The sequence below is a fragment of the Floridaenema aerugineum BLCC-F46 genome (assembly GCF_041929345.1).
GTDB classification, from domain to species: Bacteria; Cyanobacteriota; Cyanobacteriia; order Cyanobacteriales; family Aerosakkonemataceae; genus Floridanema; species Floridanema aerugineum.
Genome location: NZ_JBHFNQ010000115.1, coordinates 1 through 26,444, shown reverse-complemented (window position 1 = coordinate 26,444; position 26,444 = coordinate 1). Strand labels below are relative to the sequence as shown.

The following is a 26,444-nucleotide window of genomic DNA, read 5'->3' as shown; positions in this document are numbered from 1 at the left end:
TTCGGAGATAAACATGAAATTAAGCCCACTTGTTTTCGGTTTCTTATCTGTTTCCAGTATGTTGATTTTTAGCCCTTCGGCTACTAATTCTGCTTCTGGACAGTGCGTACAAGTAGACCAATCTGTACAAGTTTCCATCAGCGGCTCAGGCCCAGCCAAACGCCGCAATAATATAGAATTACGCAGTGAAGGTCCTTGTACTGGAAGTTACGGCGTTACTACAGGAACCCAAGTTCATGTCGGTCCAGGTCAAGCAGTTCAAGAAAGAAATGTCCGCCAGACTCTTCGCGGGGACAGAAAAAATCCAGCTGGCAGTGGTCGAACAATTCAAATTCAAGTAAATCCTCAAATTGATGTCCGCAATCCAGCAGATAAATACAGAAATTTAATCGATCGTTAAGTTGGCGCGACTTGCCGGAAAAATTTGCACCAAGGAGCAAATATGAATTTAATCACTTTGGCTTTGGCTGTAGCTTTTTTATCTTCCCTCACAGGTTATAGCCAACAGTTAATTACTGGAAGTTTGAATGGCTCAAATAGCAGAGACTATAGGCAGGTATTCTGTCAAGAAAGAAGCATGGCTGACCAATCATTTTTAACATTTATGATTTGTAATTTCAGCCGTTCCAGACAAAGCTTTGACTCTGCATCAAGCAGCAGTTCATCTTCCGAAGAACAAACTACTGCGATCGACATCAATTCCGCAAATCTCAAACAATCTCATACTATAGAAATTACCGCTAATTCTAAGGTTGCTATAGTTGGATATATTGCTCTAGATGGGCGGATTTTGAGAACATTTACTGGCAATAAAACTTCCCTAAACATATCGCCCTTTCTCTCCAAAGGTAAACGAACTGTATTCATTGCAGGTAACTACAGTCCAGTAAATTCCTCAGTTGCAGTAGAGTTAAAAGGGCCGGGAACATCGGTAAGTCAATCAACAGGTGGTAGCGGTAAACTCAGACAAACTTTGATTATCAATGTGCATTAAAAGTAGGGGTGAAGCCAATAACTCAAAAGTACGTTGTTGCGCTTCAGCGCTCTTACTATTGAGTAAGAGCGCTGAAGCGCAACAACGTGCTTAATACACTTTATTCAACTCTAAAGTTTCAAATCTGGAGGTAACAAAACTGTATCAATTACATGAATAACTCCATTACTAGCCTTAACATCAGCTTGAGTTACTTGAGCATTATTGATTTTCACTTTACCGTCTTTCACCATCACCATAACTGTACCGCCTTCTACAGTTTTGGCTGTTCCAGGTCTTAATTGAGTAGACATAACTTGACCGGGAACTACATGATAAGTCAAAACTTTTATTAGTTTATCTTTGTTTTCTGGCTTCAACAAAGCTTGTACTTTTTCTTCACCTAATGCTTCAAATGCGGCATTTGTAGGAGCAAAAACTGTGAATGGCCCTTTTCCTGCTAGAGTGTCAGTTAATTCAGCAGCTTCTAGGGCCGCTTTCAAGGTGGAAAAATTATCATTGGCAGAGGCGACAGCTACAATCGTCTGAGTTTGTGCAGTTGTTACCCGGGGCGATGCTGGCGCAACTGCGGGTTGTGAGGTTGTAGGACTGGTACGGTGTTCACCAGGTTGAGCTTGGACTAATACTGGCAGGGAAATCAAGGCGCTAACTCCTGCTACTGCAACAACCCCTTTCAGCTTTTTGATCCAATTCCGGCTGCTTACTGCTTTCATCATGTTGCTCCTGCGTTTTTGTCCCTTTGTAAAGGAATTGTAAAGCTAACTATCAATTTATAACATTTTGTTAAAAAAAGGGAAGATAAATAATATCTAACTTAGGAGATATTTTTATTAGGTTTACTTGTGCTAGCCCTGACAAAATCACTGGTCAAGCATTTGGAAGTAAATAAAGGCGAGCTTTTCTGGAAATTTGTATATTTAGTAACAATAATTCCTTTGTTAAGAATTGGTTACTAACTCAAGTCAGGTGAATCTAGCGGCGCGATCGGATAAACTTTCAGAGTTACAAAAATGCTCAAGGAAAGGCGAAATGCTAGAGCTATACCAATTTGAAATATCGCATTACTGCGAGAAAGTGCGACTAATTCTAGATTACAAGGGGCTAACCTATAAAAAAATCGAGGTTACGCCGGGAATTGGTCAAATAGACCTCTACAGAATGTCTGGTCAGCGAAAAGTACCCGTGCTTAAAGATGGTAGTGAAATCATAGCTGACTCAACTGCGATCGCCAAATACCTAGAGCGCAAGTACCCCGAAAGACCAATTATTCCCACCAACCCCCAACAAAGAGCCCTTTGTTACCTAATAGAAGAGTTAGCTGATGAATCTATTGGGCAGAAAAGTCGGAAGGCATTATTTAGCGGTTTAAGTCAAAGTCAAAACTTCCGCACCTCAATTTTGCCCAGCACAACACCGGACTTTCTCAAACAGTTGGTGGCAGCAGTACCCAGCGACTTGTTAAATGTTTTAGGTTTGGGAGTGGGTATGACTCCAGATGTGGTTCAATCCGCTTTGGACGACCTGAAACAAATCTTAGAATCTTTGTCAATGCTGCTTTTCGATAAACCTTATTTAGTAGCAGATCAACCTACTTTAGCTGACTTTGCCGTAGCAGGTTTAAGTATGTATATCAAATTCCCTGATGGCCCTTATTTAGATATTCCACCCGATCTAAGAGGAAAAGGAGTCCCTGGAATTGCTGATAGCATAACTTTTGACACCTTCTTTAACTGGCGAGATCAACTTTACGCCCAATATCGTAAGCCTTTGACTGCTACTAGTTCTCCCGCTTCTGGCCCCACATCAATTCAAATAGATTAATAAGTACGTTGTTGGGGGGTTTTTAAAAAAAAAAAAAAAAAAAAAACAAAAAAAAAAAAAAATTTTTTTTTTTTTATTTTTTTTTTTTTTTTTTTTTTTTTTAATTATTTTCCTAAACCCCCCAACAACGTACCTATATTTTTTTGAGGATTATTAGTTTTTTCTTTGTATTTGCGAATTAGGACAAAAATTAATTGTCAAATACCATGAAACAAAAGTAAAATTTTGCCAATGACCAATGACAATTGACTAATAATTATTAGCAATGACTTTAGGCAAACCGTTAGGTTCAGTTATTCAAGGTTCTCTGAGTGAAGGTTTAGAAGTACGTCTGCACCCGGATGTTTCAGTAGAGGATATGCGGGTAGGGAAATTTTTGGTGGTGCAGGGTGTACGATCGCGTTTTTTCTGTATGCTAACCGATGTGGCATTAGACACTTCTAGCCCCAGAATTATCGCTAATCCTCCCGATTTTGCCGATGATTTATTAAGGGAAATTCTCGCCGGAAGTAGCACTTATGGCAAGATCGAACTCACTCCTATGTTAATGTTTACCCCGATTCCCGATCCCCCAGCTTTCTTCCCCTTGAATGGTAAATCCCGTAAAGCTTTACCAGAAGCAGTAAAAAATTTAGCTTCATTTCAAGCCAATACTAACAGTGAAGATATAGAATTACGACCAGTCAAAACAATTCCCAGTCACTTCAGCCAAGTTTACGACGCAGAAGAAAGAGATTTTCGCACAGTTTTTGGCTGGGAAGATGATCCGCAAAGGTGTAATTTTGCGATCGGTCAACCCTTAGATATGGATGTACCAGTTTGTCTGGATTTAGAAAGATTTGTCGAACGCAGTAACGGGGTTTTTGGTAAGTCGGGAACAGGTAAATCTTTTTTAACTAGATTGTTATTATCCGGGATTATTCGCAGACAAGCCGCAGTCAATTTAATTTTTGATATGCACTCAGAATATGGTTGGGAAGCAGTGCGAGAAGGGAAAGCTTTCAGCACGGTTAAAGGTTTGCGGCAACTATTTCCCGGACAAGTGCAAATGTTTACTCTCGATCCGCAATCAACCAAACGGCGGGGAGTTCGGGACGCTCAAGAATTATATTTAAGTTACGACCAAATCGAAATAGAAGATATTAAATTAGTCGCCAATGATTTAGGTCTTTCTGATGCAGCGTTGGATAATGCAACAATTTTGCAGACTGAATTCGGCAAATCTTGGATTATTCAATTGTTAAATATGACAAATGAAGAAATCAATACTTTTTGCGAGGAAAAGAAAGGACATAAAGGTTCGATTATGGCTTTACAGCGCAAATTAATGCGTTTGGAAAGCCTAAAATATATGCGAAATACTTGTCCAAAAAATTATGTTAATGGAATTTTGCAATGTTTAGAAGCTGGTCAGCACGTAGTAATTGAATTTGGTTCCCAGTCGAATATGCTTTCTTATATGTTGGTGACAAATATGATCACCAGGAGAATTCATAAAGAGTATGTTCGCAAAGCGGAGATGTTTCTGCAAACTAAAAATCCGATCGATCGCCCCCAACAATTAGTAATTACCATTGAAGAAGCCCATCGTTTTCTCGATCCAGCAATTGTCGGCAGTACAATTTTCGGGATTATCGCCCGTGAAATGCGGAAATATTTTGTTACACTATTAATAGTGGATCAACGTCCATCGGGAATAGATAATGAAGTTATGTCCCAAATTGGTACTCGCATCACTGCCTTACTCAACGACGAAAAAGATATAGATGCAATTTTTACCGGAGTTGCTGGGGCGGGGAGTTTGCGATCGGTCCTAGCTAAACTAGACTCTAAGCAACAAGCCTTAATTTTAGGTCACGCCGTCCCCATGCCAGTAGTTGTGCGAACTCGTCCCTACGACGAAAAGTTCTATCAAGAAATCGGCGACACCATCTGGGAAGAACAGCCAGACGAAGCAGTTTTCGCCGCAGCTGAAGCCGCTAAAGCAGACTTAGGCTTTTAGAATAAGTTTTGAGTTTTGAGTTTTGAGTTTTGAGTTAGGGAGAATTGGGCAAGTTTTAAGTTTTAAGTTAGAGAGAGTTTTCAGCTAATAACTTCCCCATCTCCCCATCTCCCCATCTCCCCATCTCCCCATCTCCCCATCTCTCCATCTCCCCATCTCCCCAATCCCCAAAAACCTCTACACAAAACATTCCGCATTTGCTATGATCGTTTATCTCGCCTAAAGAAGTACGGTTATTCCACAAGCCGAAAGCTTTTCCGGGCAAGGATAGTAAGGCATCCTTATATATAGAGCACTAAAGAGAATGCCTAAATAAATTGAAGAGGCATAAAACAATGATTATTTTAACAACGAAACTTTTGAGCAAAATTGGGGAATATTAAACGTAAGGATGAACCATAAGTCCCCGATCGCTGTCTAAACTTACAACAAAGCTAGGCTAGAGCGGTTCTATAACGAGTTCAAGTTCAAAAAATTTATAACCAAGAGTCTACAGGAGCAGGTTTCATGATGTATTTCTTGTTCCAACCAAATTACTATCCTTACCCGCTCCCCAAAATCCAGGAGTTGAGGCATCAAGTAAACCCCTAATAAACAGCTTACCTCTTTATTTGCCAAATGATGGGAGGAAATACCTGGGTCAAAGCTAAAAATTAAAGATTTAGTTATCCCAGATAGCCTGATTCTAATTCTCTGGTATTGAGAGAAAAGATAATCACCCTTACATCTATGGCAGGATGCAGTTTTTTTACCCATCAGACTAAGCTGCTTGTTAAGCAAGTTTCCTGGTTTCGCTTCCGCTCCATCCCAGCCACCAGTTCATTGTTTGTCTAAGAGAGTTCATTAAGCACCCATGCCCACAGTAAAGAACGAAAAAACCAATGCCAACCCCAAATTCACAGCCGATATGGTTCGTACCTATCTCCGTGAGATTGGGCGTGTACCTTTGCTCACCCGCGAACAAGAAATCGTCTACGGTAAGCAAGTACAACAAATGATGACCCTGCTGGAAGCGAAGGAAGCCTTGGCGACCAGTTTAAAACGGGAACCTTCTCGCAAGGAATGGGCAGATCATGTCCAGATGAGTGAAGCAGATGTTTCTGATGCGATTCGGCGGGGACAAAGAGCCAAGCAAAAGATGATTGAAGCTAACTTGCGCTTGGTCGTTGCGATCGCCAAAAAATACCAAAAGCGGAACTTAGAGTTTTTGGATTTGATCCAAGAAGGAACTTTAGGTTTGGAAAGAGGTGTGGAAAAGTTTGACCCAATGCGCGGTTACAAGTTTTCTACCTATGCTTATTGGTGGATCAGACAAGCGATTACTCGTGCGATCGCCCAACAAGGACGCGCCATTCGTCTTCCCATCCACATTACCGAAAAACTGAATAAGATCAAGAAAGTGCAACGGGAACTTTCCCAACAACTTGGTCGCAGCGCCACTCCCGCAGAAATTGCCGCATCTCTGGAACTCGACACCAGCCAGATTCGTGAATATTTGACGATCGCACGTCAGCCAATTTCTTTAGATGTGCGCGTTGGCGATAACCAAGATACCGAACTTTCCGACCTTTTGGAAGATGATGGCCCATCTCCAGAAAACTTCATCACCCAAGAGTCTCTACGTCAAGACCTCGACGACCTCTTGGCAGAACTAACACCCCAACAACGGCAAGTTCTCAGCCTGCGTTTTGGTTTAGCTGATGGTAATGCTCTATCTTTAGCTAAAGTAGGTGAACAACTCAACCTCAGCCGGGAAAGAGTAAGACAGCTAGAACGCCAAGCTTTGGATCATCTACGCCGTCACCGTGCTAACGTCCGCGAATATCTCGCGAGTTAAGGCAAAGTGTTAGTTACTTAGTTTCATAGGCAAAAATTGAGGGACAGGTAGTGTGTTTGCTACCTGTCCCTTAATTTTTGCGGTTCTCTTGTTTTACGGAGATCTTGCACCTGTGCTTTTAGCCCGCCCGGAAATCAATTTCCGGGCTAATAGCTCAAGTCCATTAAAATGGACTGAAAGCATAACAATCCTAATCTTAATCCTCTAAAGAGAATTACCCCTTTGATAATCAACCACTCTAGATACAGAGGGCAAAGGAAAGAGAGAGAAGATATAGGGGGTAACTAACCTAGATTTGATATAAATATTTATAATTCATTTGCTTTCAGTCCACTTAAGTGGACTTGAGCTATTAGCCTGCGAATTGATTCGCAGGCGGGCTGTAAGGGTGTCGTACTAATTGGGCTTATGGGCGACTGCGCGATCGCATTTTCCCTAAAACTTCAATTCCACTCCAGCTTGCGGTTTTCGGTAAGTTTTCCTAGCCGTGATATGGGTAAATTTCCACATATCTTCAACCCTAATAATGGCAAATCCTAAAGCTTCTAAATCAGCGCAGAATTGATCCTTATCACCAAATCTGGAAGTTGCTTCGATAATATGTAACTGACCATCGAGTTTAAGTGTACGACGTGCTTCTCGTAGGTAGTCCGTGAAGTTGGAACCCATCAAAGAAAGAGAGAAAATCGCCACACCAAGTTCTTCATCATTGAGGGGAACGTGAGACATATCGCAGGCAATTACATTATTATTAATAGCGATATGATCGAAGCTGTAAACTGTATGTCTGTCGGAAATTGCTTCTGCAAGTTTTGCTTCTCCACAACCAAAATCACCAATAATGTAACTGCTTTCTTGTTGACACCAACGAATCATTTCTTCGTAGGGAACGATCGCCCAATCTTTGCGGGATTCTTTATATAAAGTGTGATATTGTGCCCATTCTTCGGGGTTTTCTTGCAGGCGTTGGTGAGTTTTGGCGCTGTGAGTTTGATTCCACAAACGGTTCATTTGGGAGAAGTCGCCGTAACGTTGCAGTCTTCGCTGCACATCTGCCGGGTCGGTGTCTGGAATTGGGATAATGATTTTCGGGCGGGTGATGATTTGCAGTTCGCCAGTTTCGAGGCGTTCTAGCCAAGTTATCACATCTTGGTAGGCTTGGGCGGGGGTGCGTAAATGCCCTTCGGGAACTACGCCGTCAACCGCTGCATCAGCTATGGATTTTTTGAAGCGAAGGCGCTGCATTTTAGATTCGCACCATGACCAATGTTCACCGTTAACTGTGGCGAAGGTCAGGGGAATGACCAATTTTACTCGATCGCTGACTTGTCCTTGGCGGTAGATGCGTCCTTTGAGTTGTTCAAATTCGGCATGAGTCCAAGGCGATTTTATTTACCATCAAGGATATCCAGCAAAAATTCTTCCAATTCACAAAAGTGCTTGGGTTCATTTTTAAGTAACCATTCCGTTAACTTTATTGGATGTCGGGGTTTCTGAAATTCTACCCGTGTTTCAGATAATTCTGCAAATAAGTCCTTAAGGATGTTTGCCGCGTGAATATTTTCCTTAACAAATTTTGAATTTAAATCGGTTTCTTTTATTTCTTTGCTGGCTATAGCATAATACCGCTCTTCTTGTGTTTTTTCTTTAAGCAATTTCTCAACTCTTTCTACAGCAATAATTTCTTTACTTTCGTTTTGCTCATCTTCATTTATTCCCTGTCCGATCTCCTCATTAATTACAGATGCTATTGCTTTTGGATGAAGCAAATAATTTTCATACATACGGCGTGGAATAAATTCAAGCCGTCCAGCACTCTTACTCATTCGTTTCATGTCATCAAGCTTTGTGCTAGATCTATCCTCCTTATCAAAAATAAAACCGATAGCAGGCGGAAAAAAGCTTTCTTTACCACTGTTACCACTGACTTTTGCATAAATTTTAAATATAGTCTCTGTGGCTCGGCGATCCTTTTGTTCAAAATCTCCAGTGGCACTAACAGCAAGAATAGTAGTACCTCTTAGAGGTCTTTTTTTCTCCAGAATCTTTTGAAAACATACCTCCTCAGTTGGCCCTTCTACCCAGAGAATATTATCGGCCCCAAAAATATCAGACAACTTAACTCCGAGTTCATCCATAAGACTAGTCAATTCTGTTCTAGCTTTAGAATTCATTACAGACGCTACGGTTTCCCAGTCTTGGGAGCGCAGCATCACAATAGTGGAGGCATTAGCATTTGCAATAATTGTCGGTGAATGAGTAGCAATAAAATATTGATGTTGAGCAAATTCTTTTTCTTTGAGTACATCTACCAGTTTTTTTTCTGCTCCTGGATGCAAGAAAGATTGAGGTTCATCGATGATAATAGTTCGTGGTTCTTGTGAAGTAAGAATAACATATAAAATAGCTAATACTTGACCTATACCTGTTCCGCAAGCTGACAGAGGAAATGTAAGATCATCTCTATCTGTATCAGTTGGCCAAACCCTAATTTCAAATCCTCCTTTATTTGTAACTGAAATCGCTTTTATTTGGGGAAGAACTAATGAAACATAGGAGTTGAAGCGATCAAACTTTTTCCTATTGCTTTGTAGCATACTAAGTACTTCGCCCAGGTTAGAAGCATCTCGTTTTAGTTGATCATTATCTCCATATTTAGAGATTGCCAAAATTTGACGTTCAGCACTAAACCTGAATATACGGTTCTTAAAGTTATTGAAGACTGATTCAGTAGCAAATTTGGAAATGTTTGATGCTTTTGCCTCAATTGTAGTTGGGGTGGCACCATCGAATGATAAACTTAACTCGACTTCTTCAGGAGTGTTTAACCATTGCTCGAATCCTTTAATTCCCGACTCTTGGAGAAATGCCTTATCAACGAAATCAGCAATTGTTTGTCCAGGTTCACACTTTGTATCCTTCAAGTAATATAAAATACTCTTTAATTCCTCCTTTTGCAATAACAATGAAACTTCTGCTCTTGATATTTGGTTGGTTTTTTCTGTGGGATTTGGTAAAGTTTTAGTACTTTTGTGAGGAACATTTGTAAGCTCCAAATCAAGTGCTTGAAGTAGTGCTGTCTTTCCTGAATTATTTTGACCAGTAATTATATTGATACCTGGTTTAAATTCCAGTAAGCCTGAATCTAGAAATGATTTGTAGTGAAAGAGTCGAAATTTGGCAATATACATTTCTGGTTTGTAGATAAAAGATTATGGCTCGTATAATTTTATATTATATTATGGGTAATCTGGAATAATTGTAAATAACGTTGTGATTTTTAATTTGGGTAAATCTTCTAATAAGTTGCAGATGCAAGTCAACAAAGTCATCCTAGATTCTAAAGAATTTGTTGAATTTGCTTTTTCAATCGAGAAATTCAATTCATCTAATTCTCTTATAAAATCTTTGAGCGCACGAAATTTCTTAACTAACCGAGTAGGGTCTTGCTTAGGAAGATTTTCTATTAGAGAATTTAAAGCATTTGTTTGAAGCGCCTTTAAAGGCCGATATTGTCTATTTTCAATGATTTTCTTGTTTTGTATTAATACCTTGCTATTTTCTTCAAATTCCATTAGTAAAGAAACGAATAAAGCCCTGTTTTTTTCTCTTAAAGCAGCATTATCCTTAGTTTTCGCTATAATTACGCCTAATATAAAAGTAAATATCAATAGACTTTGTTTGTAAAGTCCTGTTAGCTCATACTGAGGAAGAGCCATCCAGGTAAGTATAAACGGCGCGGCTAATACTATCATTGTAGGTAACACTATTTGTTTTCTTTTCAACCATTTAATCACCTTATAAGTATATTTTTCATATTCTTTCGGAAATCCAATTAATAAACTTTTATGGAGCAACCATAAAACTGCTATGCTTGTTCCTAAAATAGCTGGTAAATAGTTAGGTGTTTCTTGACACATATTTTAATTTCCTTGAAATAGTAAAAACAAAAGATTAGTGACTATTTTTATAAGATAACATCAGGCTACTTATAAATCATTGTCATCTTCCATCTATCGTACTTCCCAATCTTCAATTTGTAACCCTTCAACTCTACTAAATTCACTTGTATTGTGAGTCACCAAAATTAAATTATTGGCGAGTGCGATCGCAGCAATTTGAAGATCGTAAGGACCGATCGGAGTTCCTAATGCTTCTAACTGCGATCGAATGCGTCCAAAAATTACTGCTGCATTCCCATCAAACGGTAGACTAACAAACTCACTGAAAAACTCTCTAAATAATGCCAAATTACTTTCTTGCCGAGAGCTTTTGTAAGCACCATAATAGAGTTCTGCTTTCACAACATCGCATAAAACCACATCTTCACGCGCTACTGTAGTTAATTTGTTAACAATAGAAGAATTACGACGAGTAATATATTGGATGCAGGTATTAGTATCCAAAAGGTAAATCATAGCAACTCCCACAAACGCTCTTCAAATTCCCCCTGTTGAGCGCGTGTGAGAGGTTCACCTTCCCAAGCGCCTGCTGTCCTCTCAAAAAAACCTGGAGTCCAACCTAATTCTTCTGGTGTTTTCTTTTCTGCTGGGTTAACAGATTGAATAGTTATCGTAACTTTTAAATCAGTATCTTTAAATTCTGTTGGGACTTGTAGTTGCAATATGCCGTCCGAACCAACATGAGAATGTACTAGAATTTTATGTTCCATTATGTTTAGCTCCTTTTTAATTTAATTGTAGTTATGCGTTGGCGTAGCCTGCGCGTAGCGCGTATCGCTCATTTTCACTCGAAGGTGAAAAGCGATCGCTCTTTCTCAACTGTAGCTAATTTTGGGAGTGCGATCGCTCCTTCTCAACTTCAGCTAATTTTGCGAGTGTGATCGCTCCTTCTCAACTTTAGTTAATTTTGGGAGTTCGATCGCTCTCTCTGGAATTCAACTAATTAGAAAAGTGCGATCGCTTTTTCAAAATTTTCTTGGTTGGAACCAAATCTTTTAGCGTATGTACGAATTTGCCAAGGAGTATCTTCAGCAATTAGGCGATCGCGCAAATCTGAAGGAATCTCACTTTGCAAATCTTCTAATGCACCTAAAAGACCGATCGCCAAATCAACATTTTTCAGGTCGCAGCTTTTCAGGCGGTTAATCATTGGCGCGATCGCTTCCTTAACTTCTGCTGCTGCTAGAGAACTTGCAGCCAAAGAAGAATATTCTTCATCTTTAGCAACAGCATCTAACAAGCAGGAAACACCTACTTTAGAACCGAATCTTAGAAGTATAACTGCTGCCAAAATACTTGTTTCTGAATTATCAGATTCCTGCAAAACTTTTTCTAGTGGTGGAACAACTACTGAGCCCAGACGATATAAACGTTCTGCGATCAAAAAACGGTGCTGGCTTTTCCTAAAAGCTTCTACTGTTTTAATGGCAATATAATTAACAATTTCTCCAGCCTGTTCTACTGCAAGCACCTGCTTTTCTACTTCCGATGATTCTAAATCTTTAAGTAGGAAATCTGCATCTATTTGGCTCATAATCTAACCCTCATTACTACACATAGACCTTTGAGTGTAGTCCCGCCTGGAATACTATATATACTTCCACCAAGGTTCAATATATTATTCGATATCCTCAATGGCCTGACTCGAATATTATTTAATAATAACGCTGTTTCTTCAGAAAATTGAATCACAAATTTTTGCTTATCACCAAAAATACCGATTAGTTCCAGTTTCCCTTGCGTCGCCTCACAACCCAAATCTGTCAGGAATATATCACCAGGAGCATTTGCCAAAAATGGGTTTGAGCCTTGTCCAAATCGCAGTTCGCTGACAATAACTTGCTGCCCTACCTCTAGATTATCACCAACAATTCCTGTAATTCCTGTCACCCCCTCAACATTGGTAAAGTGGCTAAAAATCCTTCCTTGACCTAAGTTGGGTGTAGTTGCAGGTGGCAAATAGCTTCAGGGGCGAAAAAAATCCATAATCTATTGGTTGCAATTACACCTCTATCTGTAAATCAATCGCTCCATCTCAACTTTAGCTAATTTTGGGAGTGCGTTCACGAAGTGTGCGCGTAGCGCGTATCGCTCTGTCTGGAATTCAACTAGTTAGAAAAGTGCGATCGCTCTTTCATTCCGTCAATTCCCAATCTTCAATTTGTAACCCTTCAACTCTACTAAATTCACTTGTATTGTGAGTTACCAAAATTAAATTGTTGGCGAGTGCAATAGCGGCAATCTGAAGGTCATAAGGACCGATCGGAGTTCCTAAAGCAGCAAGTTGAGCGCGAATTCTTCCGGCAATTTTAGCCGATCGTTCATCAAATGGTAAAATTAAAAATTGATTAAACAACCGAGCCAATTTAGCCAAATTAGTTTCTTGTTGGGAACTTTTATAAGCTCCGTAGTAAAGCTCTAGCTGAACAACTGTACATAAATAAATTTCCGATGCTGGCGTTGTTGATATCCGCTCAACTATCTGCTCGTTACTGTTATTCAAAATGCGGACACAGGTATTAGTATCTAAAAGATATTTCAAGCTAATTCCTCCCGCTTTTCATACTCTCCTTGCTCCTCTCGGACTAACGGTTCTCCTACCCATCCTCCTACTACTTCCGCAAAAAAATCAGGTGCATAGCCTAATTCTTCTGGTGTTTTCTTTTCTGCTGGGTTAACAGATTGAATAGTTATTGTCACTTTTAAATCTGTATCTTTATATTCTGTTGGGACTTGTAGTTGCAATATTCCGTCTGAGCCAACATGGGAATTTACTAAAATTTTATGTTCCATTACGTTTATCTCCTTACGCTTTTAAGTTAATAGTAAACCTTTAAATCGCAAATCCTAGAACAACATTAACACCATTACAAAATCGAGATTGACCCAACGAATTTCACCTCGTTTATAAGTTAAATCACCCCTCGGCATTTATTCCATCTCCAACAACACTATCCCAAGCAGAAATTTCAGCCTGATACTCTGGATCTTCTGCATCCTGCTTGAGGGCTGCAATCATTTCTGCTTCTAAAATCCGGCGGCGATGTTCTGCTAAAAGTGCATTAATATAGCTACTACGGTTGCCTTGAGCTTGTCGATCTAGAAAATCAAGAATGTCATCTTCCAAGGTAACTGTGACTTGAATCATCTGTATTACCTTTCAGTTTTATTAATAGTATTAAATTAGCACAAATAGCACAAATTTCACCTTTTGAGTGAGGTAGAGTCAGAGTTGATACACGCTACACCCAGGCTACGCCAACGTTCATTTTAATTCAAAGGTAAAAAGCGTTCACGAAGTGTGCGCGTAGCGCGTATCGCTCCTTCTCAACTTTAGATAATTTTGGGAGTGCGTTCACGAAGTGTGCGCGTAGCGCGTATCGCTCTCTGTGGAATTCAACTAATTAGAAAAGTGCGATCGCTCTTTTTCACTCGAAGGCAAAAAGCGATCGCTTTTCATCCCAGTCCCCAGTCCCTAGTCCCCAGTCCCCAAAACCACAGCTATTGTTGCTTTGTGACTATTTTTGTAAAGTTTTGTAACAAAAATCAGAAATCTGTTTTGCCCTCAGTGAATCCTTCTATTGGAGATACCGTGCTGCTATTTAGTGGATAACTAATAGTAGTGAGGTAAAAATCCTCCACTGGGATATGAGCAATCAACCAGTAGAGTGAAGTGTAAAACCTGTATTGTCCTGTAACTTGAAATTATGAGGATTTATGCAGATTGAATCTCCAAAAGCTACCTGTAATGGGTGGTGTGTCAGTCCCATATTGGCGAATTAACAAGCAAATTAAGTTCATCAGGGGCAATAACGATGATTAAACATACTATTCATACTTCTTTACAATTAGGGAAAAAATTCAAAGGTCTAGAAGTTTCTTTGGCTGCCTTAATGCTGATGACGGGTTTTAGTACTGGTGAAGTTAACGCTATGCCAAAGAAGGATACACCAACAACAGCCAGAACGCAAGTAGCCCAAACGAGAAGTAGCACTGCTGCGTCAACAAATCTAACTAATGGCGTATATCTCTATGGTCAGTCGGCGAAACCAGAAGAAATTGGCAAAGAGTATGTAGTGTTCGAGGTACGTAATGGACGGGTGATTGGTGCAGTTTATTATCCTCGCTCCGAGTTTAACTGTTTTCATGGCACGGTTCAGGCACAACGCTTAAATGTGACAATGGTCGATCCAATGGCGGCGGAAACTGCTGACTCGACTCCTCCAGAAAAACAACCTGCTGCTAGGGTAGCTGCTGTAGGTGATTATCGAGGTATTGACCAAGTTTCAGTTCCCTACTCAGTAAAATTGCAAGATTATCGCCAAATTGCTAACGTGAGCGATAATGACAAACGGATTTTAGGGATGTGTAAAGCTGATATGCAGGAACAAGTTTGGGGAAGATAAATCTGCTGAATCTCGGTCAGTTTAAAACTCAATTCCTGGTTGCGCTTTGACTCCTTGTTCCCGAAAAGGATGCTTAATTAGTGTCATTTCAGTGACTAAATCAGCTTTTTCAATTAGTTCTGGTGGTGCGCCTCTACCAGTGAGAATAACATGAGAATTTTCCGGTTTTTCTGTTAATCCAGCGACAATGTTTTCTACTTTTAAATAGCCTAATTTTAGAGCCACATTTATTTCATCGAGTAAGATTAATTTAAATTCTGGGTTACGGATAAAAGTTAAGGCTTTTTCCCATGCTTGTTCGGCTTTTTGAATATCTCTTTGGCGGTCTTGAGTCTCCCAGGTAAAACCTTCGCCCATTGCATGAAATTGTAGCAGATCGGGCCAGTGACTCAAGACCGCTTTTTCTGCGGGTTCCCAAGCTCCTTTAATAAATTGTACGATCGCTACTCGATAACCATGACCGAGCGATCGCATTACCATCCCTAAAGCAGCGGTGGTTTTTCCTTTACCATTGCCAGTATGAACGATAATTAATCCTTTTTCTAGGTTGCGATCGGCGAGGCGTTGTTCTTGAACTTCTTTGCGCCTCTCCATTTTGCGCTTGTATTGTTCTTCGCTTAAAGATGATGAGGTTGCTTCTTCGTTTAAGCGTTCTGCTGTTAAGTCTGGTGAGTTGTTGAGTTCCATTAGGTTTGTTTGTTGGAGAACCTTTCAAATTGTATAGCAGTATTATTTGATTGGCGCGAGAGGTTTTTTTATTGAACCGCAAAGGACGCAAAGGACGCGAAGGAAAGAGAGAGAAGAGGTTGATTATCTTAAGGTTAAGCAGGAAGTTGAGCAAATATAGGTAGCATTGATATTGGCGAATTTAGTATTTATTGTTTAGGAGTTTCAAAATGTCGCAAAAGCGTGGTCGTAAAATTGCACCTGCGCCAATTCCGAAGGATATTAGTGTAGTCGATCTGATCGATAATTACTTTACTGCTTATAACTCGGCTCGGTTGCGGGAAATTTGTCAATTACTGAGTCGGGAGGTGTTGCAGGAGGGGGTAACTGTGGGGGTTAGTCTTTCTGGGGCGATGACTCCTGCGGGTATGGGGGTGGCGGCTTTGTCACCTTTAATTCGTAATGGTTTTATTGATTGGATGATCAGTACTGGGGCGAATCTTTATCACGATATTCACTTTGGTTTGGGTTTTGATTTGTACTCTAGTAGCCCATTTTTAGATGATGTGAAGTTGCGCGAGGAAGGGACTATTCGCATCTATGATATTACTTTTGGCTACGATGTTTTGTTGGAAACTGATGCTTTTGTAAGGAAAGTTTTACAAGCTGAACCTTTCCAAAAGCGCATGGGAACGGCTGAGTTTCACTATCTTTTAGGTAAGTATGTGCGGGAAGTGGAAAAGCAAGTTGGTGTGAAAGATTCTTGCTTGTTGGCTACTGCTTATGAATGTGGAGTTCCGATCTATACTTCTTCGCCGGGGGATAGTTCTATTGGGATGAATGTGGCGGCGATGGCTTTGGAAGGTTCTCAACTGGTAATTGATCCAGCTATTGATGTGAATGAGACTTCTGCGATCGCCTATTGTGCCCGTGAATTTGGGAATTCGCAAACTGAAGGTAAAAGCGCTGCGGTAATTATTGGTGGCGGTAGTCCGAAGAATTTCCTATTACAAACTCAACCCCAATTACATGAGGTTTTAGGTTTAGAAGAAAGAGGTCATGATTTCTTTGTACAAATTACTGATGCACGTCCAGATACAGGTGGTTTGTCTGGTGCAACTCCGGCTGAAGCTGTGAGTTGGGGAAAGGTCGATCCAGAAGAATTACCCGACACAATTGTTTGTTATACCGATAGTACGATCGCAGTTCCTTTGATCTCCGCTTACGTGATTAATCAATGCGAACCTCGACCTTTAAAACGATTGTTCGATCGTCGAGGTGAAATGATGGAAAGACTAATTACTGATTACAAAAAAGTCAAAACTAATTCACCTGAAGAAGTACCAACAACTATGGCAACATCGACTCCTGAAGAAGAACCAGCAACTTATCCTACTGGTAGATTAATGCCTTAGTACATAATTAATAGTAGTTAGTTGGATTTTCCGATCGGCAACTAACTAACGTAAGTTGCTACTTATATAAAGTAGGGTGCGTCAGACTGATAAAGTTAGCTATTTTAACCAAAATTCTCCTATCTGACGCACCCTACAGCTAATAGCAACTTGAGTTAACTACTGATTAAATAGTCCTAAATTTCCTAAATCAAAATATGCGACAAGTACTGATTTATTCTGATGAAGATGGCTATGGGATAGCTGAATGTCCTAGCTTACCTGGTTGCAACAGTCAGGGAAAAACCAAACAAGAGGCAATTGCCAATATTAAAGAAGCGATCGAACTTTATATTGAAGTGTTGCCGGAAAAAAGTTTTAGACTATTTATTGAATAATTGATATCATGTCCGGTTGATTACCCATTCTGTAGAGACGTTGTATGCAACGTCTCTACAGGGTTGGCGATCGTCTATACTATGGTTGATTGGTCGGACATGATATGAATCGTCAATCCGCTGAACTTAATCGCAAATTTGGATTAAGAAAACAGCTTGTCTATTAAAATTTCCCTTCTAAGACAAGCGATCTCTTTGCGACTCTTCTGTTTGCTTTACTTGCGCTCTTTGCGGTTCCAAATTCCTCAAGTTGAAATAAAGCAATTACCTTAAGAAACCTGGAGGTGAGCGTAAATCCTAAAGTAGCAACTTCAGTTAATTAGGGATTGCTTCAAAAAGGTAGAAAGTAAGATATGCAAGGGTTTTACCCATTTTTTGCTCACAAGAAGTGCAAGGTTATAACATCTAAAAGTGCAAAAACCTTGCCTTTTTGGGGGAAATCGTAGGGACACGGCATCAATAATATTTGCCACTCCTGCGTTATCTTTTGAATGCCGTGTCCCTACCCTCACCAACAGACTTATTCAGCAAGCCCTAATTAATTGTTGTTTACCACCGACCACTTAAGAGTGATTTTACCATTGTTATCTTTGTAGAAACCTGGTTGATCGTTGATCACAAATGAAAGGGTTTCATGGGGTTGAAGGGTAACTTCATAAGGCCCTTTGCCAGTAGTAACCACTTCACCATTTTTCAGCGCTACTAAGGCTGCTGGTTTTAAGTTTGGGAACCGCAGATCGTTCTCTTGCCATTCTTTCTCTGCCATCTGCTCATTACCATCACCATCTACTTGCAAATCAAACTTATGGTTTGGATCGGGTGCTCCATAATTCCAAGTACCCTTAGTTTCTATTTTTAAGGTAATTGCTTTGTCAGATTTATTACTGTAGCTGGGTAGATTCTGCATTTCATTTGCATCATTACCCCAAGTTGCATCAACTATTAGTTCGCCACTTTCTGGAAGTACTGGAATTACTGGAATTACTGGAATTACCGGAGGAACTGGTGGAACTGGTGGAACTGGTGGAACTGGAGTTAGTGAAGGAGTTGGAGGAACTGGTGGAACTGGAGGAACTGGAGTTGGTGGCTTATTTTTAGAACCTTTGAGGAGCAACCACAGCAACCCGCCCACAATAGGAATGAGCAACAATAGGAGTAACCACCAAGGGAAACCTTCTTCTGTGGTTGGATCGGTTGGTGTAACAGGTGCTACGGGGTCGATCGCAGGTTGAGCAGGTGGTACGAGAACGAAAGGTCCACCTTCTTTGTAAACATAGCCACGAACTTGAGAGTAGGGATAACGGGGGTCACTAGGCAAGACTTTGTGCATGGGCACGATCCGAACGTTTTTCAAGTTAATCACTTGATCGGTGATCGCATAACTAATCCCATCCTTACCCAGATTTCTTACCACTGTGGCTGTATTATCGCTAGATACCTGAGTTGCAGTTCTCCCGGTTTTAAAGGGTGCTTTCTTGAAGATATCGTATTTGCTCAATGCTAATCTGGTATCGCTATAGGCTGGGCGATCGACAAAGCGAATTTTCCCTTTCGGCCCTCCCACCTGCGACCAATCAGTAATTTCTCCGCGAAATATCTTCGCAAATTGCTCAACGGTGAGATTTTTTGGGAAGGGATTGTTAGCCCCCACAATAATGGCTATTTTCTCTCTTTTTACGGGTACAAAAACTAAATCCTGGCCTTTTTCTTTCCCAGTTAAAGGTCGTCCCACAGCTGCTATGTCGATTTTCCCAGCTTGCAATGCCCGCAATGCGTCAGTTGTGGTCGTTGTTGCCAGTTCCACCTGTGAGTCAGAGTATTTTGCTTGCCAGCGTTTTTTGAGAGCTTGATTAGGAACTACCATGCTGCTAGAACCATAGATTGTCACTTTTTTGTCTTCGGGAAGTGACTTAGGTAAAGCTGAATCAGGTAGTGGAAAATCCTTTGTGTTATTGGCAGTTTGGGCAAAAGCTGGAGCGATCGCATTTGAAACTGTCGGAACTGCGGCAGCAACTGTTAAAGTAAACAATAGTCCTGAAATCTTAATTGGGATATTTTTGTAGTTAAACATACTAAATCCCTCTCTTTTTTGCAGACAAGAGAATTTCTCTGTGTTAATTAGGATTTGTGACCACATTACCACTTCTTTAACCTTTGAGAACTTTTAAGTTTGCCGCAATAATATCATTCTTCTTGAGCAAATGTAATTCCAAAGATGAAAATGCGATCGCCCGTAATCATTAAGCTCTGAGTCTAACGCCCTAATAAATTGGGAATATTGTCACATCCACCGGGAATAGTAGCTCTAGTTTTTTCTCCTCCCCAAGCGCAGCAATAGTAACGTTGTTCTTCTGATAATCTTTGCACATTGGTAAAGTCTGCATTTTCTACTACCGCCCCAGTATACTCGCCTGTTTGAAAGTTAGGAATTAAACTACGACTGCGAGGAGAAGCTGTTTCTAATTTCCCATAAAAAAACTTAGTTCCTTTCAAATCTGCACCGGAAAGATTAGCTTCAAATAAAATTGTCCGGGTGAAATTTGCATGGACTAAATCGCAACTAATGAGATTAGCTCTAACTAAGTTAGCATCACTTAAGTCTGTCCAACGCAGGTCTGTACCGGAAAGGTCTGCTCCTGCTAACATTACTCCTAAGTCAATTACGCGCAGTCCATTTTCGCGGTCTTCTTGATAACCACCCATACCATCTAAAATGGGACGACCTAAATGTTGATCTCGGCGGAGTGGGGTAAGTAATCTTGACCTAGATAAAAACCGGAGGACTTTGGCTTTACCTGCACCATCTATACTACTAAGTAGAGCAGCAGTGCGACCTTCAGCGAAGATTCTTTCTTGGGGCCAATCTTCTAATAAACCTTCTTCTCCTAATGCTAAATCGGAAACTCCTTGAAAGTAAGCGTCTATTGTTTGTTGTTGGGTGATTAAGTTTTGTTGGTTGGTGAGACGGTTTTGTTCTAATGTTAAGTCGCGGGAGATGACGTATTGTTGCCAAGCGACGTAGACGGCGAGAACGGCGATCGAAATTTGTCCTAATGCACCACTCCATTCTGCTAATGCACCGGAAGCTTCCCAGTTAACTGTTTTAAACCAAGCGCCAATATAGCGATAAACTCCCAGGTAATGCAATAGTCCAGCGATCGCTAATATGCCACAGACTCCCAAAAACAATACTATTCGTTCTTGCTGGGGTAGGAATTGATTCAACCAGTTATTTAAAGGCGACCATAACAGTCGAATTGATAATAGCAAAGCGACTATTGACCCGGAGATTCCCAACCAGAAGTTGTTAATAATTAATCCGGCGAACATTAGTGCGATCGCCATCAAAATCACTACTAATACTGAGGTAGGCGGAGGAGTCCAACTTGGTTTTTTTTCTGATTTCAAACGTCTTAGGTCTGTGTAAGGTCTATACAACAATGAATCTGCTTCTGTTTGCGCCCTATCTACTTGAGTAACTTGACTGTTACTATTACCATTAGGGCTATCTACTGGTGAATTAGAAACTGATTGCTTGTCAAAAGAATCTGGTTGTTTACTCATGCGATTTTAGATTTTATCTTTTCGATTTTCTCTTGACGATCGTCACTAATCATCAACATTTTTATCGTTGTTGAGTTCGAGGATCTAAAGCATCGCGCAACCCATCTCCTAACAAGTTAAAAGCCAAAACTGTTAACACAATTAGTAAAGCTGGCGGCCAAATTAGCCAAGGTTGCAGCACTAGAATGGAAGCATTTGTTGCCAAGGTTAACATATTTCCCCAAGAAGGATCGGGTTGCTGAATTCCTAAACCAATTAAACTCAAAATAGATTCTGCCACAATAAAACTTGGAACAGCTAAAGTAGCAGAAATTATTATGTAAGTTGCGGTTTGGGGCAAGACATGACGAACGATAATATAAATAGGATTACCGCCCATTGTCTTAGCAGCTTGGACAAATTCCCGTTCTTTAAGTGATAACACTTGTCCGCGAATTACTCTAGCTAAACCAGACCAACTAACGAATGAGGTAATCACAACAATTAGTAAAAATCGTTGGGAACTAGTTAAACCTGGTGGTAATACTGCGGCGAGGGCAACTAACAAATAAAGGCTAGGAATAGTCATTAAAACTTCTACTACACGCATCAAAATGCTATCTACCCAACCGCCAAAGTAACCGGAAATACCGCCAACTAACATTCCCAAAGGAAAGGAAATCGCAATTCCGATTAAACCGATACTCAGGCTAATTCTTCCACCATAAAGCAAGCGGCTAAATTGATCGCGTCCTTGTTCATCGGTGCCTAAAAGGTTAAATTTGCCTTCTCCAGTTGTGCCGAATAAATGCCAATCTAAAGGAATTCCCGGAAAGATTACGATTTCATCTCTTGGTGGTGGTAAAGGCAGAGATATGCGAAATAATTTATAGGTGGAACCGCGCACAAATAGACGTAATGGCGAGGGTTTTTTCCAGTCTATTGTGAGTTGGCGATCGCCTGTTGCCAATTCCACTGGCCCTTGAGTTGTCGGATAAACGTGCGGCCCGATCAACTCTCCTTGGGGAGTTCTTAAATAAATTTCTGTCGGTGGTAGTAGCGATCCATTAGGTTGAGAAGCATAAGGATCGTAAGGCGCAACAAAATCTGCTGCTATTACTGACAAATAGAATAATAACAGCAACAGTGCGCCACACTTTGCCAGAAAGTTACTTTGTAATTTTTGCCACCAATTCATAGTTTAATTAAGCTGTTCTACTAATTGTCTTCTATCTTCTTCTGCCTTTTCATGTTCGACTACAAACACATTAGAGTATAGATTAGCAATTATTTGCTTACCTTGCTGTGTTAATTGTAGATAACGGAGAGCATCTTTGATGAAAGGAAAAACTCCATTCCAGTAAAACTTAGAATAGTTGCGCCGCAAGTCTCCCGGATGATGATAATTCAGGGCTTTATTCACTCCTGTTTCTTCAAATTCATAGTAGAGAGAAGTAATTTTTTTCAGATAGCGAGGATCGCTAAGTTGCCCAATTAAATCAGCTGCTCTGACTAAACCTGCATAATTGATTGTATCCTGATGATCTTCTGCTGAAGGTACAGGAAAACGAGTCAGTTCTATGCTACGTTTAATTACTTCTGCGTCAATTAATTTATGTCCGCCAAAGCGTTCGGTGATAAACAATTTTCCGCGATCGACATGATAAGGTGTGAGGCTGGCATCGGAAGCACCAACAGGTAATTTTACCATTCCGCCATCTTTACCAGTGGCATAAAGTCCTTGTTCTTCTTTGTCTTGACGGCAAACTCCTTTAACATAACCAATATCGTGGCATAACAAAGAAATGATGTAGTGCAACCAATCTTCACAGGAAACTCCACCTTCCCGGATATGTTTACCACGTAAAATTTCTTGACCGACCAAAGTAACTAAAATTGTATGTTCTACGTTATGATAAAGGGCATCGCTGTTGGCAATATTTTCTAGTGCCATGCTACCAGCCCAGCCGATAATATCTTCGTAGTCATGCTTCAAACCTCCGTAAGTGCGGTGGTATCCTTCTCGCAGTTGTTCTACGAAGGTGTCAATTAGAATTTGTGTGGCATTGAACATTCTAGTTTCCCGCTTGTTCTAAGTATTGATTTACAGGTATTTGTTGTTAATTCCGGTTGAGTTGCTAAATAGTTTCTTTTGAAATCTAGCCCGTAAGACAGGGATATTTATGGGTTGAATAATATAGTAACGCAACCTAGCTTAGATCAAAGTTAGCTGTTTTACTGCTCTGTGGGTAGATGGCTGATACTCCCTCGATCGCCAAAGAAAATGCTATTCTATAAAAATCACTCTGCGGGTGTAGTTCAGTGGTAGAACGCCAGCTTCCCAAGCTTGATGTCGTGGGTTCGAGTCCCATCACCCGCTTAAGAGCTAAAACAGTTGAAAATTAAGCAAGACAAGGGTTTTGACCTTTTTGGCACTCCTAGATCGTACTACCTTTGTTATAAAGCTTGGGGAATTTTGATTTAATGTTGGCAATTCTTTTTACCCCTCTCTAGACAGAGGGAACTTGATGGAACTTTGCTTTACATTACTTAACATAAAGTGAAGCAGGAAGTTTAAATCATGACTAACACACCAAAAACAGCTGAAAACTACGAAGGACAATTCGATCGCAAATACGGCGAGTTCGCTACTAAATTTGAATTTGGTTCTAATCCCAGTGCTGAAATTTGGAATGGTCGTTTGGCAATGGTTGGTTTTCTGATTGCATTGCTGATTGAATTAACAACTGGTGAAAAGTTTATTCACTATTTTGGTTTGTAATTTGTCAAGATGGGGAAATGCTTAACGGGTTTCCCTGGTTTTGATTAATAGAAAAATTTGTTAGCGATCGCATTTTACCTTGTTTTGTGGGAATGAGCGGGGTGAGTGCGATCGCACTTGTAATACTAGCTAAATATTCCTGCCAATCTTTCTTGAAGCAATTGGGGAAACTGGGAATAATATTTTTGATTCAATGGCGAAGGATGGGGTAAGGGCATTAAGTTTATTAATTTTTTGTGCAAATTTCCGGCGTTATCTTTGGCTGTAATAGTAGTTTCGATAGTGGCAGAATAGCGATCGCTTCTTCTAAAAAACTCTGCTAAAACTCCTTTTTCAGTATAAGGAGTAAACCAATCAAAAGCTTCATTACCTAAAGTAATAATTTTATTTCCTTGCCAGTGCAACACTAACAACCGTTCAATGAAAGGGCGAAATCTTTTTTTCACTGCTTGACTATAGGCTTTATTTCCTGGTGGTTTGTAGGGAACAGTATTTGTGAGCAAAACACGCTCTAAAATTACTTGTAAATCAGTAGTTTTTGTTGGTGCTTCCTGTGTCATAGCACGGTATAAACCACTACGCACAAGCTTGCCAGCAGCGCCAATTAGTGGTTGATTGGCATGAACTTCATCTTTGCCCAAATCTCTAGCAAAAAAGCATAATTGACTATTGAGATTACCTGCATAGAGAATAGGTTGGGTTGGTTTTAATCCCGCAGCGAGATAAACTGGTTCATCAATGGGAAAGGACGCACTTTCGGCTTCTTGTTGAATCTCTGATAATAGCTGAGTAATATTGGGCATAGAAGCAGCTTTCTTCTCTTGAATCTGGGTACAACCTTTCAATAGTACACTTTCTATAGGACATTGTTTCATGGCAATAGAAAACGTTGGACAATCAGCTATTGAACAAAATCTGGAACAGTTTCTTTTAGTACTTTCAGTTTCTTTAAGCGTCGCTACATTATCGCGAGTTTTTAGCTGGTTTCGGAAAATTCCCTACACTTTATTGCTAGTGATTGTCGGGTTGGGTTTAGCTTTTGTAAATGTCAGATTAGTCAATCTATCTCCGGGCTTAATTTTAGAAATCTTCTTGCCACCTTTATTATTTGAAGCTGCTTGGAATTTGAAGTGGCGAGACTTGCTGGAAAATTGGGTTCCTGTGGTGCTTTACGCAATTTTTGGCGTAATGATTTCGGTTGTTGGCATTGGTTTGGCACTCAATCAATTTGCCGCAATTCCTTTAGCAACTGCTTTATTAGCAGGGGCAACTTTAGCCGCAACCGATCCGGTTTCTGTGATTGCTTTGTTTAAGGAATTAGGTGCGGGGAAAAAGTTAAGAACTATCATGGAGGGAGAGAGTTTATTTAATGATGGGGTGGCAGTTGTTGCCTTTAGTTTGTTAGTAGGAATTCCTTTGGGAATTGAAGAATTTGATTTACCTGTGAGTGTGGCGCGATTCTTTGTTTTTGTCGGTGTTGGGGTGGGAGTTGGCAGTTTAATTGGGTTTGGAATTTCCTATTTAACTCAAAGGTTTGATTTGCCATTAGTGGAACAATCTCTGACTTTAGTTGCTGCTTATGGAACTTATTTAATTACTGAAGAATTGGGCGGTTCTGGGGTAATTGGTGTGGTGACAACTGCCTTGATTTTGGGAAATTTCGGTTCTCGAATTGGCATGAATCCCCGCACTAGATTGCTAGTAACTGAATTTTGGGATTTTTTGGCTTTTTTTGTCAATTCAATTGTGTTTTTATTGATTGGCGATCAAGTCCGTTATGATAATTTGGCAAAGGATTTTGGGTTGATAATGTTGGCGATCGCAGCCGTATTATTAACTCGAATTGTGGCGATTTTTTTCCTGGGATTTATCAGCAATTTGCTGACTAAAGTTGATATCAGTTGGCAAGAAATGTTGGTGCTTTGGTGGGGAGGTTTAAGGGGTTCGGTTTCGATTGCTTTGGCTTTGAGTTTACCAGTTGCTTTAGCTGGTAGGCAGGAACTCACTGATATTGTGTTTGGTGTGGTTTTATTTACTTTATTAGTGCAAGGTTTAACTACTCAGTTGCTTTTGGAAAATTTGGGTTTAATTGGCGATCGCAAATTGCAGCAAGAATACTCGGAAATGGTGGCGCGTCGCATCGCTTTAACCAGAGTAATGAAGTTTCTTTCCGAGGAAAAAGATTTCCGCCAAGTCGATCCAGAATTTTATGATTTGCAAATGTCATTAGTGGAAGGCGAATTAGAATCTTTGTCAGAAGAAACTTACCAAATGATAGTTAAACACCCGCAATTAAGAGAGCAAGTTAATGAACAAATGCGCGATAAACTCTTAGATATTGAGGCGGATACTTATGCGGAATTGATTCGCACTGGTTGGCTAAATGAACGACTTTCCCCGATGTTACAAGAAGTCTTGGGTAGAGAAGAGGATGTGTAATATCGATCGCTCAAATCTTTACTGATGCAAAACTGTAGAGACGTTTCATGAAACGTCTCTACAGTAAATACATTAAACGTCTCTACAGTAAATACATTAAACGTCTCTACATTAAATACATGAAACGTCTCTACAGTAAATACATGAAACGTCTCTACAGTAAATACATGAAACGTCTCTACAGTAAATACATGAAACGT

The 26,444-nt window shown here is 40.2% G+C and carries 28 protein-coding genes and 1 tRNA gene; 12 read left to right on the top strand and 17 right to left on the bottom strand.

Annotated features, from left to right (window positions below; translation table 11 throughout):
• Positions 1 to 13: 13 nt before the first annotated feature.
• Both ACE1CC_RS15285 and ACE1CC_RS15280 read left to right on the top strand, forming a co-directional pair.
• Entirely contained in the window at positions 14 to 400 is a 387-nt protein-coding gene (locus ACE1CC_RS15285; protein ID WP_413271290.1) for a hypothetical protein, read from the top strand.
• Positions 401 to 442: 42 nt separating this feature from the next.
• Complete coding sequence (locus ACE1CC_RS15280) at positions 443 to 994, top strand: hypothetical protein (protein WP_413271289.1); 552 nt, start codon at positions 443 to 445, stop codon at positions 992 to 994.
• 110 nt (positions 995 to 1,104) lie between these two features.
• On the opposite strand, the gene ACE1CC_RS15275 is transcribed toward ACE1CC_RS15280, so the two are convergent.
• Positions 1,105 to 1,710, bottom strand: coding sequence for a fasciclin domain-containing protein (locus ACE1CC_RS15275; RefSeq protein WP_413271288.1), 606 nt, complete (start codon positions 1,708 to 1,710; stop codon positions 1,105 to 1,107).
• Between the two features lie 313 nt (positions 1,711 to 2,023).
• Between ACE1CC_RS15275 and ACE1CC_RS15270 the strand changes: the two genes are divergently transcribed.
• From ACE1CC_RS15270 to ACE1CC_RS15260, 3 genes are all read left to right on the top strand, one after another.
• On the top strand, positions 2,024 to 2,815 hold the full coding sequence (locus tag ACE1CC_RS15270) for a glutathione S-transferase family protein (RefSeq protein WP_459563851.1): 792 nt from the start codon (positions 2,024 to 2,026) through the stop codon (positions 2,813 to 2,815).
• A gap of 265 nt (positions 2,816 to 3,080) precedes the next feature.
• Positions 3,081 to 4,817, top strand: a complete 1,737-nt coding sequence (locus ACE1CC_RS15265) for a helicase HerA domain-containing protein (protein ID WP_413271286.1) — start codon at positions 3,081 to 3,083, stop codon at positions 4,815 to 4,817.
• A gap of 853 nt (positions 4,818 to 5,670) precedes the next feature.
• Positions 5,671 to 6,654 (top strand): RNA polymerase sigma factor, RpoD/SigA family, encoded by a 984-nt coding sequence (locus ACE1CC_RS15260; RefSeq protein ID WP_413271285.1) that lies wholly within the window; start codon positions 5,671 to 5,673, stop codon positions 6,652 to 6,654.
• Positions 6,655 to 7,089: 435 nt separating this feature from the next.
• On the opposite strand, the gene ACE1CC_RS15255 is transcribed toward ACE1CC_RS15260, so the two are convergent.
• From ACE1CC_RS15255 to ACE1CC_RS15235, 5 genes are all read right to left on the bottom strand, one after another.
• Positions 7,090 to 7,962: a class I SAM-dependent methyltransferase gene (locus ACE1CC_RS15255; protein WP_413271284.1), complete on the bottom strand. Its 873-nt coding sequence runs from the start codon at positions 7,960 to 7,962 to the stop codon at positions 7,090 to 7,092.
• An 80-nt stretch (positions 7,963 to 8,042) separates the two neighbouring features.
• Complete coding sequence (locus ACE1CC_RS15250; protein WP_413271283.1) at positions 8,043 to 9,845, bottom strand: ATP-dependent nuclease; 1,803 nt, start codon at positions 9,843 to 9,845, stop codon at positions 8,043 to 8,045.
• A 48-nt stretch (positions 9,846 to 9,893) separates the two neighbouring features.
• On the bottom strand, positions 9,894 to 10,574 hold the full coding sequence (locus tag ACE1CC_RS15245) for a hypothetical protein (protein WP_413271282.1): 681 nt from the start codon (positions 10,572 to 10,574) through the stop codon (positions 9,894 to 9,896).
• 93 nt (positions 10,575 to 10,667) lie between these two features.
• Positions 10,668 to 11,072, bottom strand: coding sequence for a type II toxin-antitoxin system tRNA(fMet)-specific endonuclease VapC (vapC, locus tag ACE1CC_RS15240; protein WP_413271281.1), 405 nt, complete (start codon positions 11,070 to 11,072; stop codon positions 10,668 to 10,670).
• The gene (locus tag ACE1CC_RS15235; RefSeq protein ID WP_413271280.1) at positions 11,069 to 11,326 is read right to left on the bottom strand and encodes a hypothetical protein; all 258 of its coding nucleotides are present in this window, start codon (positions 11,324 to 11,326) and stop codon (positions 11,069 to 11,071) included. Before ACE1CC_RS15235 ends, vapC (ACE1CC_RS15240) begins: the two co-directional genes overlap by 4 nt.
• A 33-nt stretch (positions 11,327 to 11,359) precedes the next feature.
• Between ACE1CC_RS15235 and ACE1CC_RS15230 the strand changes: the two genes are divergently transcribed.
• Positions 11,360 to 11,497, top strand: coding sequence for a hypothetical protein (locus ACE1CC_RS15230; RefSeq protein WP_413271279.1), 138 nt, complete (start codon positions 11,360 to 11,362; stop codon positions 11,495 to 11,497).
• A gap of 62 nt (positions 11,498 to 11,559) precedes the next feature.
• Here ACE1CC_RS15230 and ACE1CC_RS15225 read toward each other — a convergent pair whose 3' ends face one another.
• From ACE1CC_RS15225 to mazE, 5 genes are all read right to left on the bottom strand, one after another.
• Positions 11,560 to 12,150 carry a hypothetical protein gene (locus tag ACE1CC_RS15225; protein ID WP_413271278.1) on the bottom strand — a complete coding sequence of 197 codons (591 nt, stop codon included), beginning with the start codon at positions 12,148 to 12,150 and terminating at the stop codon, positions 11,560 to 11,562.
• Positions 12,147 to 12,575, bottom strand: a complete 429-nt coding sequence (locus tag ACE1CC_RS15220; protein ID WP_413271277.1) for a hypothetical protein — start codon at positions 12,573 to 12,575, stop codon at positions 12,147 to 12,149. The genes ACE1CC_RS15225 and ACE1CC_RS15220 overlap by 4 nt, the downstream gene beginning before the upstream one ends.
• Positions 12,576 to 12,750: 175 nt before the next feature.
• The gene (gene vapC, locus ACE1CC_RS15215) at positions 12,751 to 13,158 is read right to left on the bottom strand and encodes a type II toxin-antitoxin system tRNA(fMet)-specific endonuclease VapC (RefSeq protein ID WP_413271276.1); all 408 of its coding nucleotides are present in this window, start codon (positions 13,156 to 13,158) and stop codon (positions 12,751 to 12,753) included.
• On the bottom strand, positions 13,155 to 13,409 hold the full coding sequence (locus ACE1CC_RS15210; RefSeq protein ID WP_413271275.1) for a hypothetical protein: 255 nt from the start codon (positions 13,407 to 13,409) through the stop codon (positions 13,155 to 13,157). Before ACE1CC_RS15210 ends, vapC (ACE1CC_RS15215) begins: the two co-directional genes overlap by 4 nt.
• 124 nt (positions 13,410 to 13,533) lie before the next feature.
• A complete protein-coding gene (gene mazE, locus ACE1CC_RS15205; RefSeq protein ID WP_413271274.1) occupies positions 13,534 to 13,764 on the bottom strand; it encodes a type II toxin-antitoxin system MazE family antitoxin in 231 nt (76 codons plus the stop codon).
• Between the two features lie 667 nt (positions 13,765 to 14,431).
• On the opposite strand from mazE, the gene ACE1CC_RS15200 reads away from it, so the two are divergent.
• Positions 14,432 to 15,022, top strand: a complete 591-nt coding sequence (locus ACE1CC_RS15200; RefSeq protein ID WP_413271273.1) for a hypothetical protein — start codon at positions 14,432 to 14,434, stop codon at positions 15,020 to 15,022.
• Positions 15,023 to 15,043: 21 nt separating this feature from the next.
• Here ACE1CC_RS15200 and cobO read toward each other — a convergent pair whose 3' ends face one another.
• Positions 15,044 to 15,709 (bottom strand): cob(I)yrinic acid a,c-diamide adenosyltransferase, encoded by a 666-nt coding sequence (cobO, locus tag ACE1CC_RS15195; protein WP_413271272.1) that lies wholly within the window; start codon positions 15,707 to 15,709, stop codon positions 15,044 to 15,046.
• 209 nt (positions 15,710 to 15,918) lie between these two features.
• Between cobO and ACE1CC_RS15190 the strand changes: the two genes are divergently transcribed.
• Both ACE1CC_RS15190 and ACE1CC_RS15185 read left to right on the top strand, forming a co-directional pair.
• Entirely contained in the window at positions 15,919 to 17,103 is a 1,185-nt protein-coding gene (locus ACE1CC_RS15190) for a homospermidine biosynthesis protein (protein WP_413271271.1), read from the top strand.
• Positions 17,104 to 17,300: 197 nt separating this feature from the next.
• Positions 17,301 to 17,480, top strand: coding sequence for a type II toxin-antitoxin system HicB family antitoxin (locus tag ACE1CC_RS15185; RefSeq protein WP_413271270.1), 180 nt, complete (start codon positions 17,301 to 17,303; stop codon positions 17,478 to 17,480).
• Between the two features lie 538 nt (positions 17,481 to 18,018).
• Here ACE1CC_RS15185 and ACE1CC_RS15180 read toward each other — a convergent pair.
• The 4 genes from ACE1CC_RS15180 to ACE1CC_RS15165 all read right to left on the bottom strand — a co-directional run bounded on the left by ACE1CC_RS15180 (position 18,019) and on the right by ACE1CC_RS15165 (position 23,097).
• On the bottom strand, positions 18,019 to 19,551 hold the full coding sequence (locus ACE1CC_RS15180; RefSeq protein WP_413271269.1) for a substrate-binding domain-containing protein: 1,533 nt from the start codon (positions 19,549 to 19,551) through the stop codon (positions 18,019 to 18,021).
• Positions 19,552 to 19,733: 182 nt separating this feature from the next.
• Positions 19,734 to 21,044 carry a pentapeptide repeat-containing protein gene (locus ACE1CC_RS15175; protein ID WP_413271268.1) on the bottom strand — a complete coding sequence of 437 codons (1,311 nt, stop codon included), beginning with the start codon at positions 21,042 to 21,044 and terminating at the stop codon, positions 19,734 to 19,736.
• 61 nt (positions 21,045 to 21,105) lie between these two features.
• A complete protein-coding gene (locus ACE1CC_RS15170) occupies positions 21,106 to 22,221 on the bottom strand; it encodes an ABC transporter permease (RefSeq protein ID WP_413271267.1) in 1,116 nt (371 codons plus the stop codon).
• A gap of 3 nt (positions 22,222 to 22,224) precedes the next feature.
• Positions 22,225 to 23,097: an Npun_R2479 family HD domain-containing metalloprotein gene (locus ACE1CC_RS15165; RefSeq protein ID WP_413271266.1), complete on the bottom strand. Its 873-nt coding sequence runs from the start codon at positions 23,095 to 23,097 to the stop codon at positions 22,225 to 22,227.
• 234 nt (positions 23,098 to 23,331) lie between these two features.
• Here ACE1CC_RS15165 and ACE1CC_RS15160 point away from each other — a divergent pair.
• Positions 23,332 to 23,403, top strand: a tRNA-Gly gene (locus ACE1CC_RS15160).
• Between the two features lie 201 nt (positions 23,404 to 23,604).
• Positions 23,605 to 23,805 carry a chlorophyll a/b-binding protein gene (locus tag ACE1CC_RS15155; protein WP_413263738.1) on the top strand — a complete coding sequence of 67 codons (201 nt, stop codon included), beginning with the start codon at positions 23,605 to 23,607 and terminating at the stop codon, positions 23,803 to 23,805.
• Between the two features lie 125 nt (positions 23,806 to 23,930).
• Here the strand turns inward: ACE1CC_RS15155 and ACE1CC_RS15150 are convergent, their stop codons facing one another.
• Positions 23,931 to 24,608 carry a uracil-DNA glycosylase family protein gene (locus ACE1CC_RS15150; RefSeq protein ID WP_459563850.1) on the bottom strand — a complete coding sequence of 226 codons (678 nt, stop codon included), beginning with the start codon at positions 24,606 to 24,608 and terminating at the stop codon, positions 23,931 to 23,933.
• 70 nt (positions 24,609 to 24,678) lie between these two features.
• Between ACE1CC_RS15150 and ACE1CC_RS15145 the strand changes: the two genes are divergently transcribed.
• Positions 24,679 to 26,244: a cation:proton antiporter gene (locus tag ACE1CC_RS15145; RefSeq protein WP_413271264.1), complete on the top strand. Its 1,566-nt coding sequence runs from the start codon at positions 24,679 to 24,681 to the stop codon at positions 26,242 to 26,244.
• Positions 26,245 to 26,444 lie beyond the last annotated feature (200 nt).

Coding starts and splice junctions, on each gene's coding strand:
- ACE1CC_RS15180 (WP_413271269.1), bottom strand. CDS start 19,551: ATGTTTAACTACAAAAATATCCCAATTAAGATTTCAGGACTATTGTTT.
- ACE1CC_RS15230 (WP_413271279.1), top strand. CDS start 11,360: ATGCGTTGGCGTAGCCTGCGCGTAGCGCGTATCGCTCATTTTCACTCG.
- ACE1CC_RS15270 (WP_459563851.1), top strand. CDS start 2,024: ATGCTAGAGCTATACCAATTTGAAATATCGCATTACTGCGAGAAAGTG.
- ACE1CC_RS15280 (WP_413271289.1), top strand. CDS start 443: ATGAATTTAATCACTTTGGCTTTGGCTGTAGCTTTTTTATCTTCCCTC.
- ACE1CC_RS15185 (WP_413271270.1), top strand. CDS start 17,301: ATGCGACAAGTACTGATTTATTCTGATGAAGATGGCTATGGGATAGCT.
- ACE1CC_RS15150 (WP_459563850.1), bottom strand. CDS start 24,608: ATGCCCAATATTACTCAGCTATTATCAGAGATTCAACAAGAAGCCGAA.
- ACE1CC_RS15155 (WP_413263738.1), top strand. CDS start 23,605: ATGACTAACACACCAAAAACAGCTGAAAACTACGAAGGACAATTCGAT.
- ACE1CC_RS15275 (WP_413271288.1), bottom strand. CDS start 1,710: ATGATGAAAGCAGTAAGCAGCCGGAATTGGATCAAAAAGCTGAAAGGG.
- ACE1CC_RS15235 (WP_413271280.1), bottom strand. CDS start 11,326: ATGGAACATAAAATTCTAGTACATTCTCATGTTGGTTCGGACGGCATA.
- ACE1CC_RS15210 (WP_413271275.1), bottom strand. CDS start 13,409: ATGGAACATAAAATTTTAGTAAATTCCCATGTTGGCTCAGACGGAATA.
- ACE1CC_RS15265 (WP_413271286.1), top strand. CDS start 3,081: ATGACTTTAGGCAAACCGTTAGGTTCAGTTATTCAAGGTTCTCTGAGT.
- ACE1CC_RS15245 (WP_413271282.1), bottom strand. CDS start 10,574: ATGTGTCAAGAAACACCTAACTATTTACCAGCTATTTTAGGAACAAGC.
- ACE1CC_RS15200 (WP_413271273.1), top strand. CDS start 14,432: ATGATTAAACATACTATTCATACTTCTTTACAATTAGGGAAAAAATTC.
- ACE1CC_RS15145 (WP_413271264.1), top strand. CDS start 24,679: ATGGCAATAGAAAACGTTGGACAATCAGCTATTGAACAAAATCTGGAA.
- ACE1CC_RS15165 (WP_413271266.1), bottom strand. CDS start 23,097: ATGTTCAATGCCACACAAATTCTAATTGACACCTTCGTAGAACAACTG.
- ACE1CC_RS15190 (WP_413271271.1), top strand. CDS start 15,919: ATGTCGCAAAAGCGTGGTCGTAAAATTGCACCTGCGCCAATTCCGAAG.
- ACE1CC_RS15175 (WP_413271268.1), bottom strand. CDS start 21,044: ATGAGTAAACAACCAGATTCTTTTGACAAGCAATCAGTTTCTAATTCA.
- ACE1CC_RS15250 (WP_413271283.1), bottom strand. CDS start 9,845: ATGTATATTGCCAAATTTCGACTCTTTCACTACAAATCATTTCTAGAT.
- cobO (WP_413271272.1), bottom strand. CDS start 15,709: ATGGAACTCAACAACTCACCAGACTTAACAGCAGAACGCTTAAACGAA.
- vapC (WP_413271281.1), bottom strand. CDS start 11,072: ATGATTTACCTTTTGGATACTAATACCTGCATCCAATATATTACTCGT.
- mazE (WP_413271274.1), bottom strand. CDS start 13,764: ATGATTCAAGTCACAGTTACCTTGGAAGATGACATTCTTGATTTTCTA.
- ACE1CC_RS15285 (WP_413271290.1), top strand. CDS start 14: ATGAAATTAAGCCCACTTGTTTTCGGTTTCTTATCTGTTTCCAGTATG.
- ACE1CC_RS15225 (WP_413271278.1), bottom strand. CDS start 12,150: ATGAGCCAAATAGATGCAGATTTCCTACTTAAAGATTTAGAATCATCG.
- ACE1CC_RS15260 (WP_413271285.1), top strand. CDS start 5,671: ATGCCCACAGTAAAGAACGAAAAAACCAATGCCAACCCCAAATTCACA.
- ACE1CC_RS15170 (WP_413271267.1), bottom strand. CDS start 22,221: ATGAATTGGTGGCAAAAATTACAAAGTAACTTTCTGGCAAAGTGTGGC.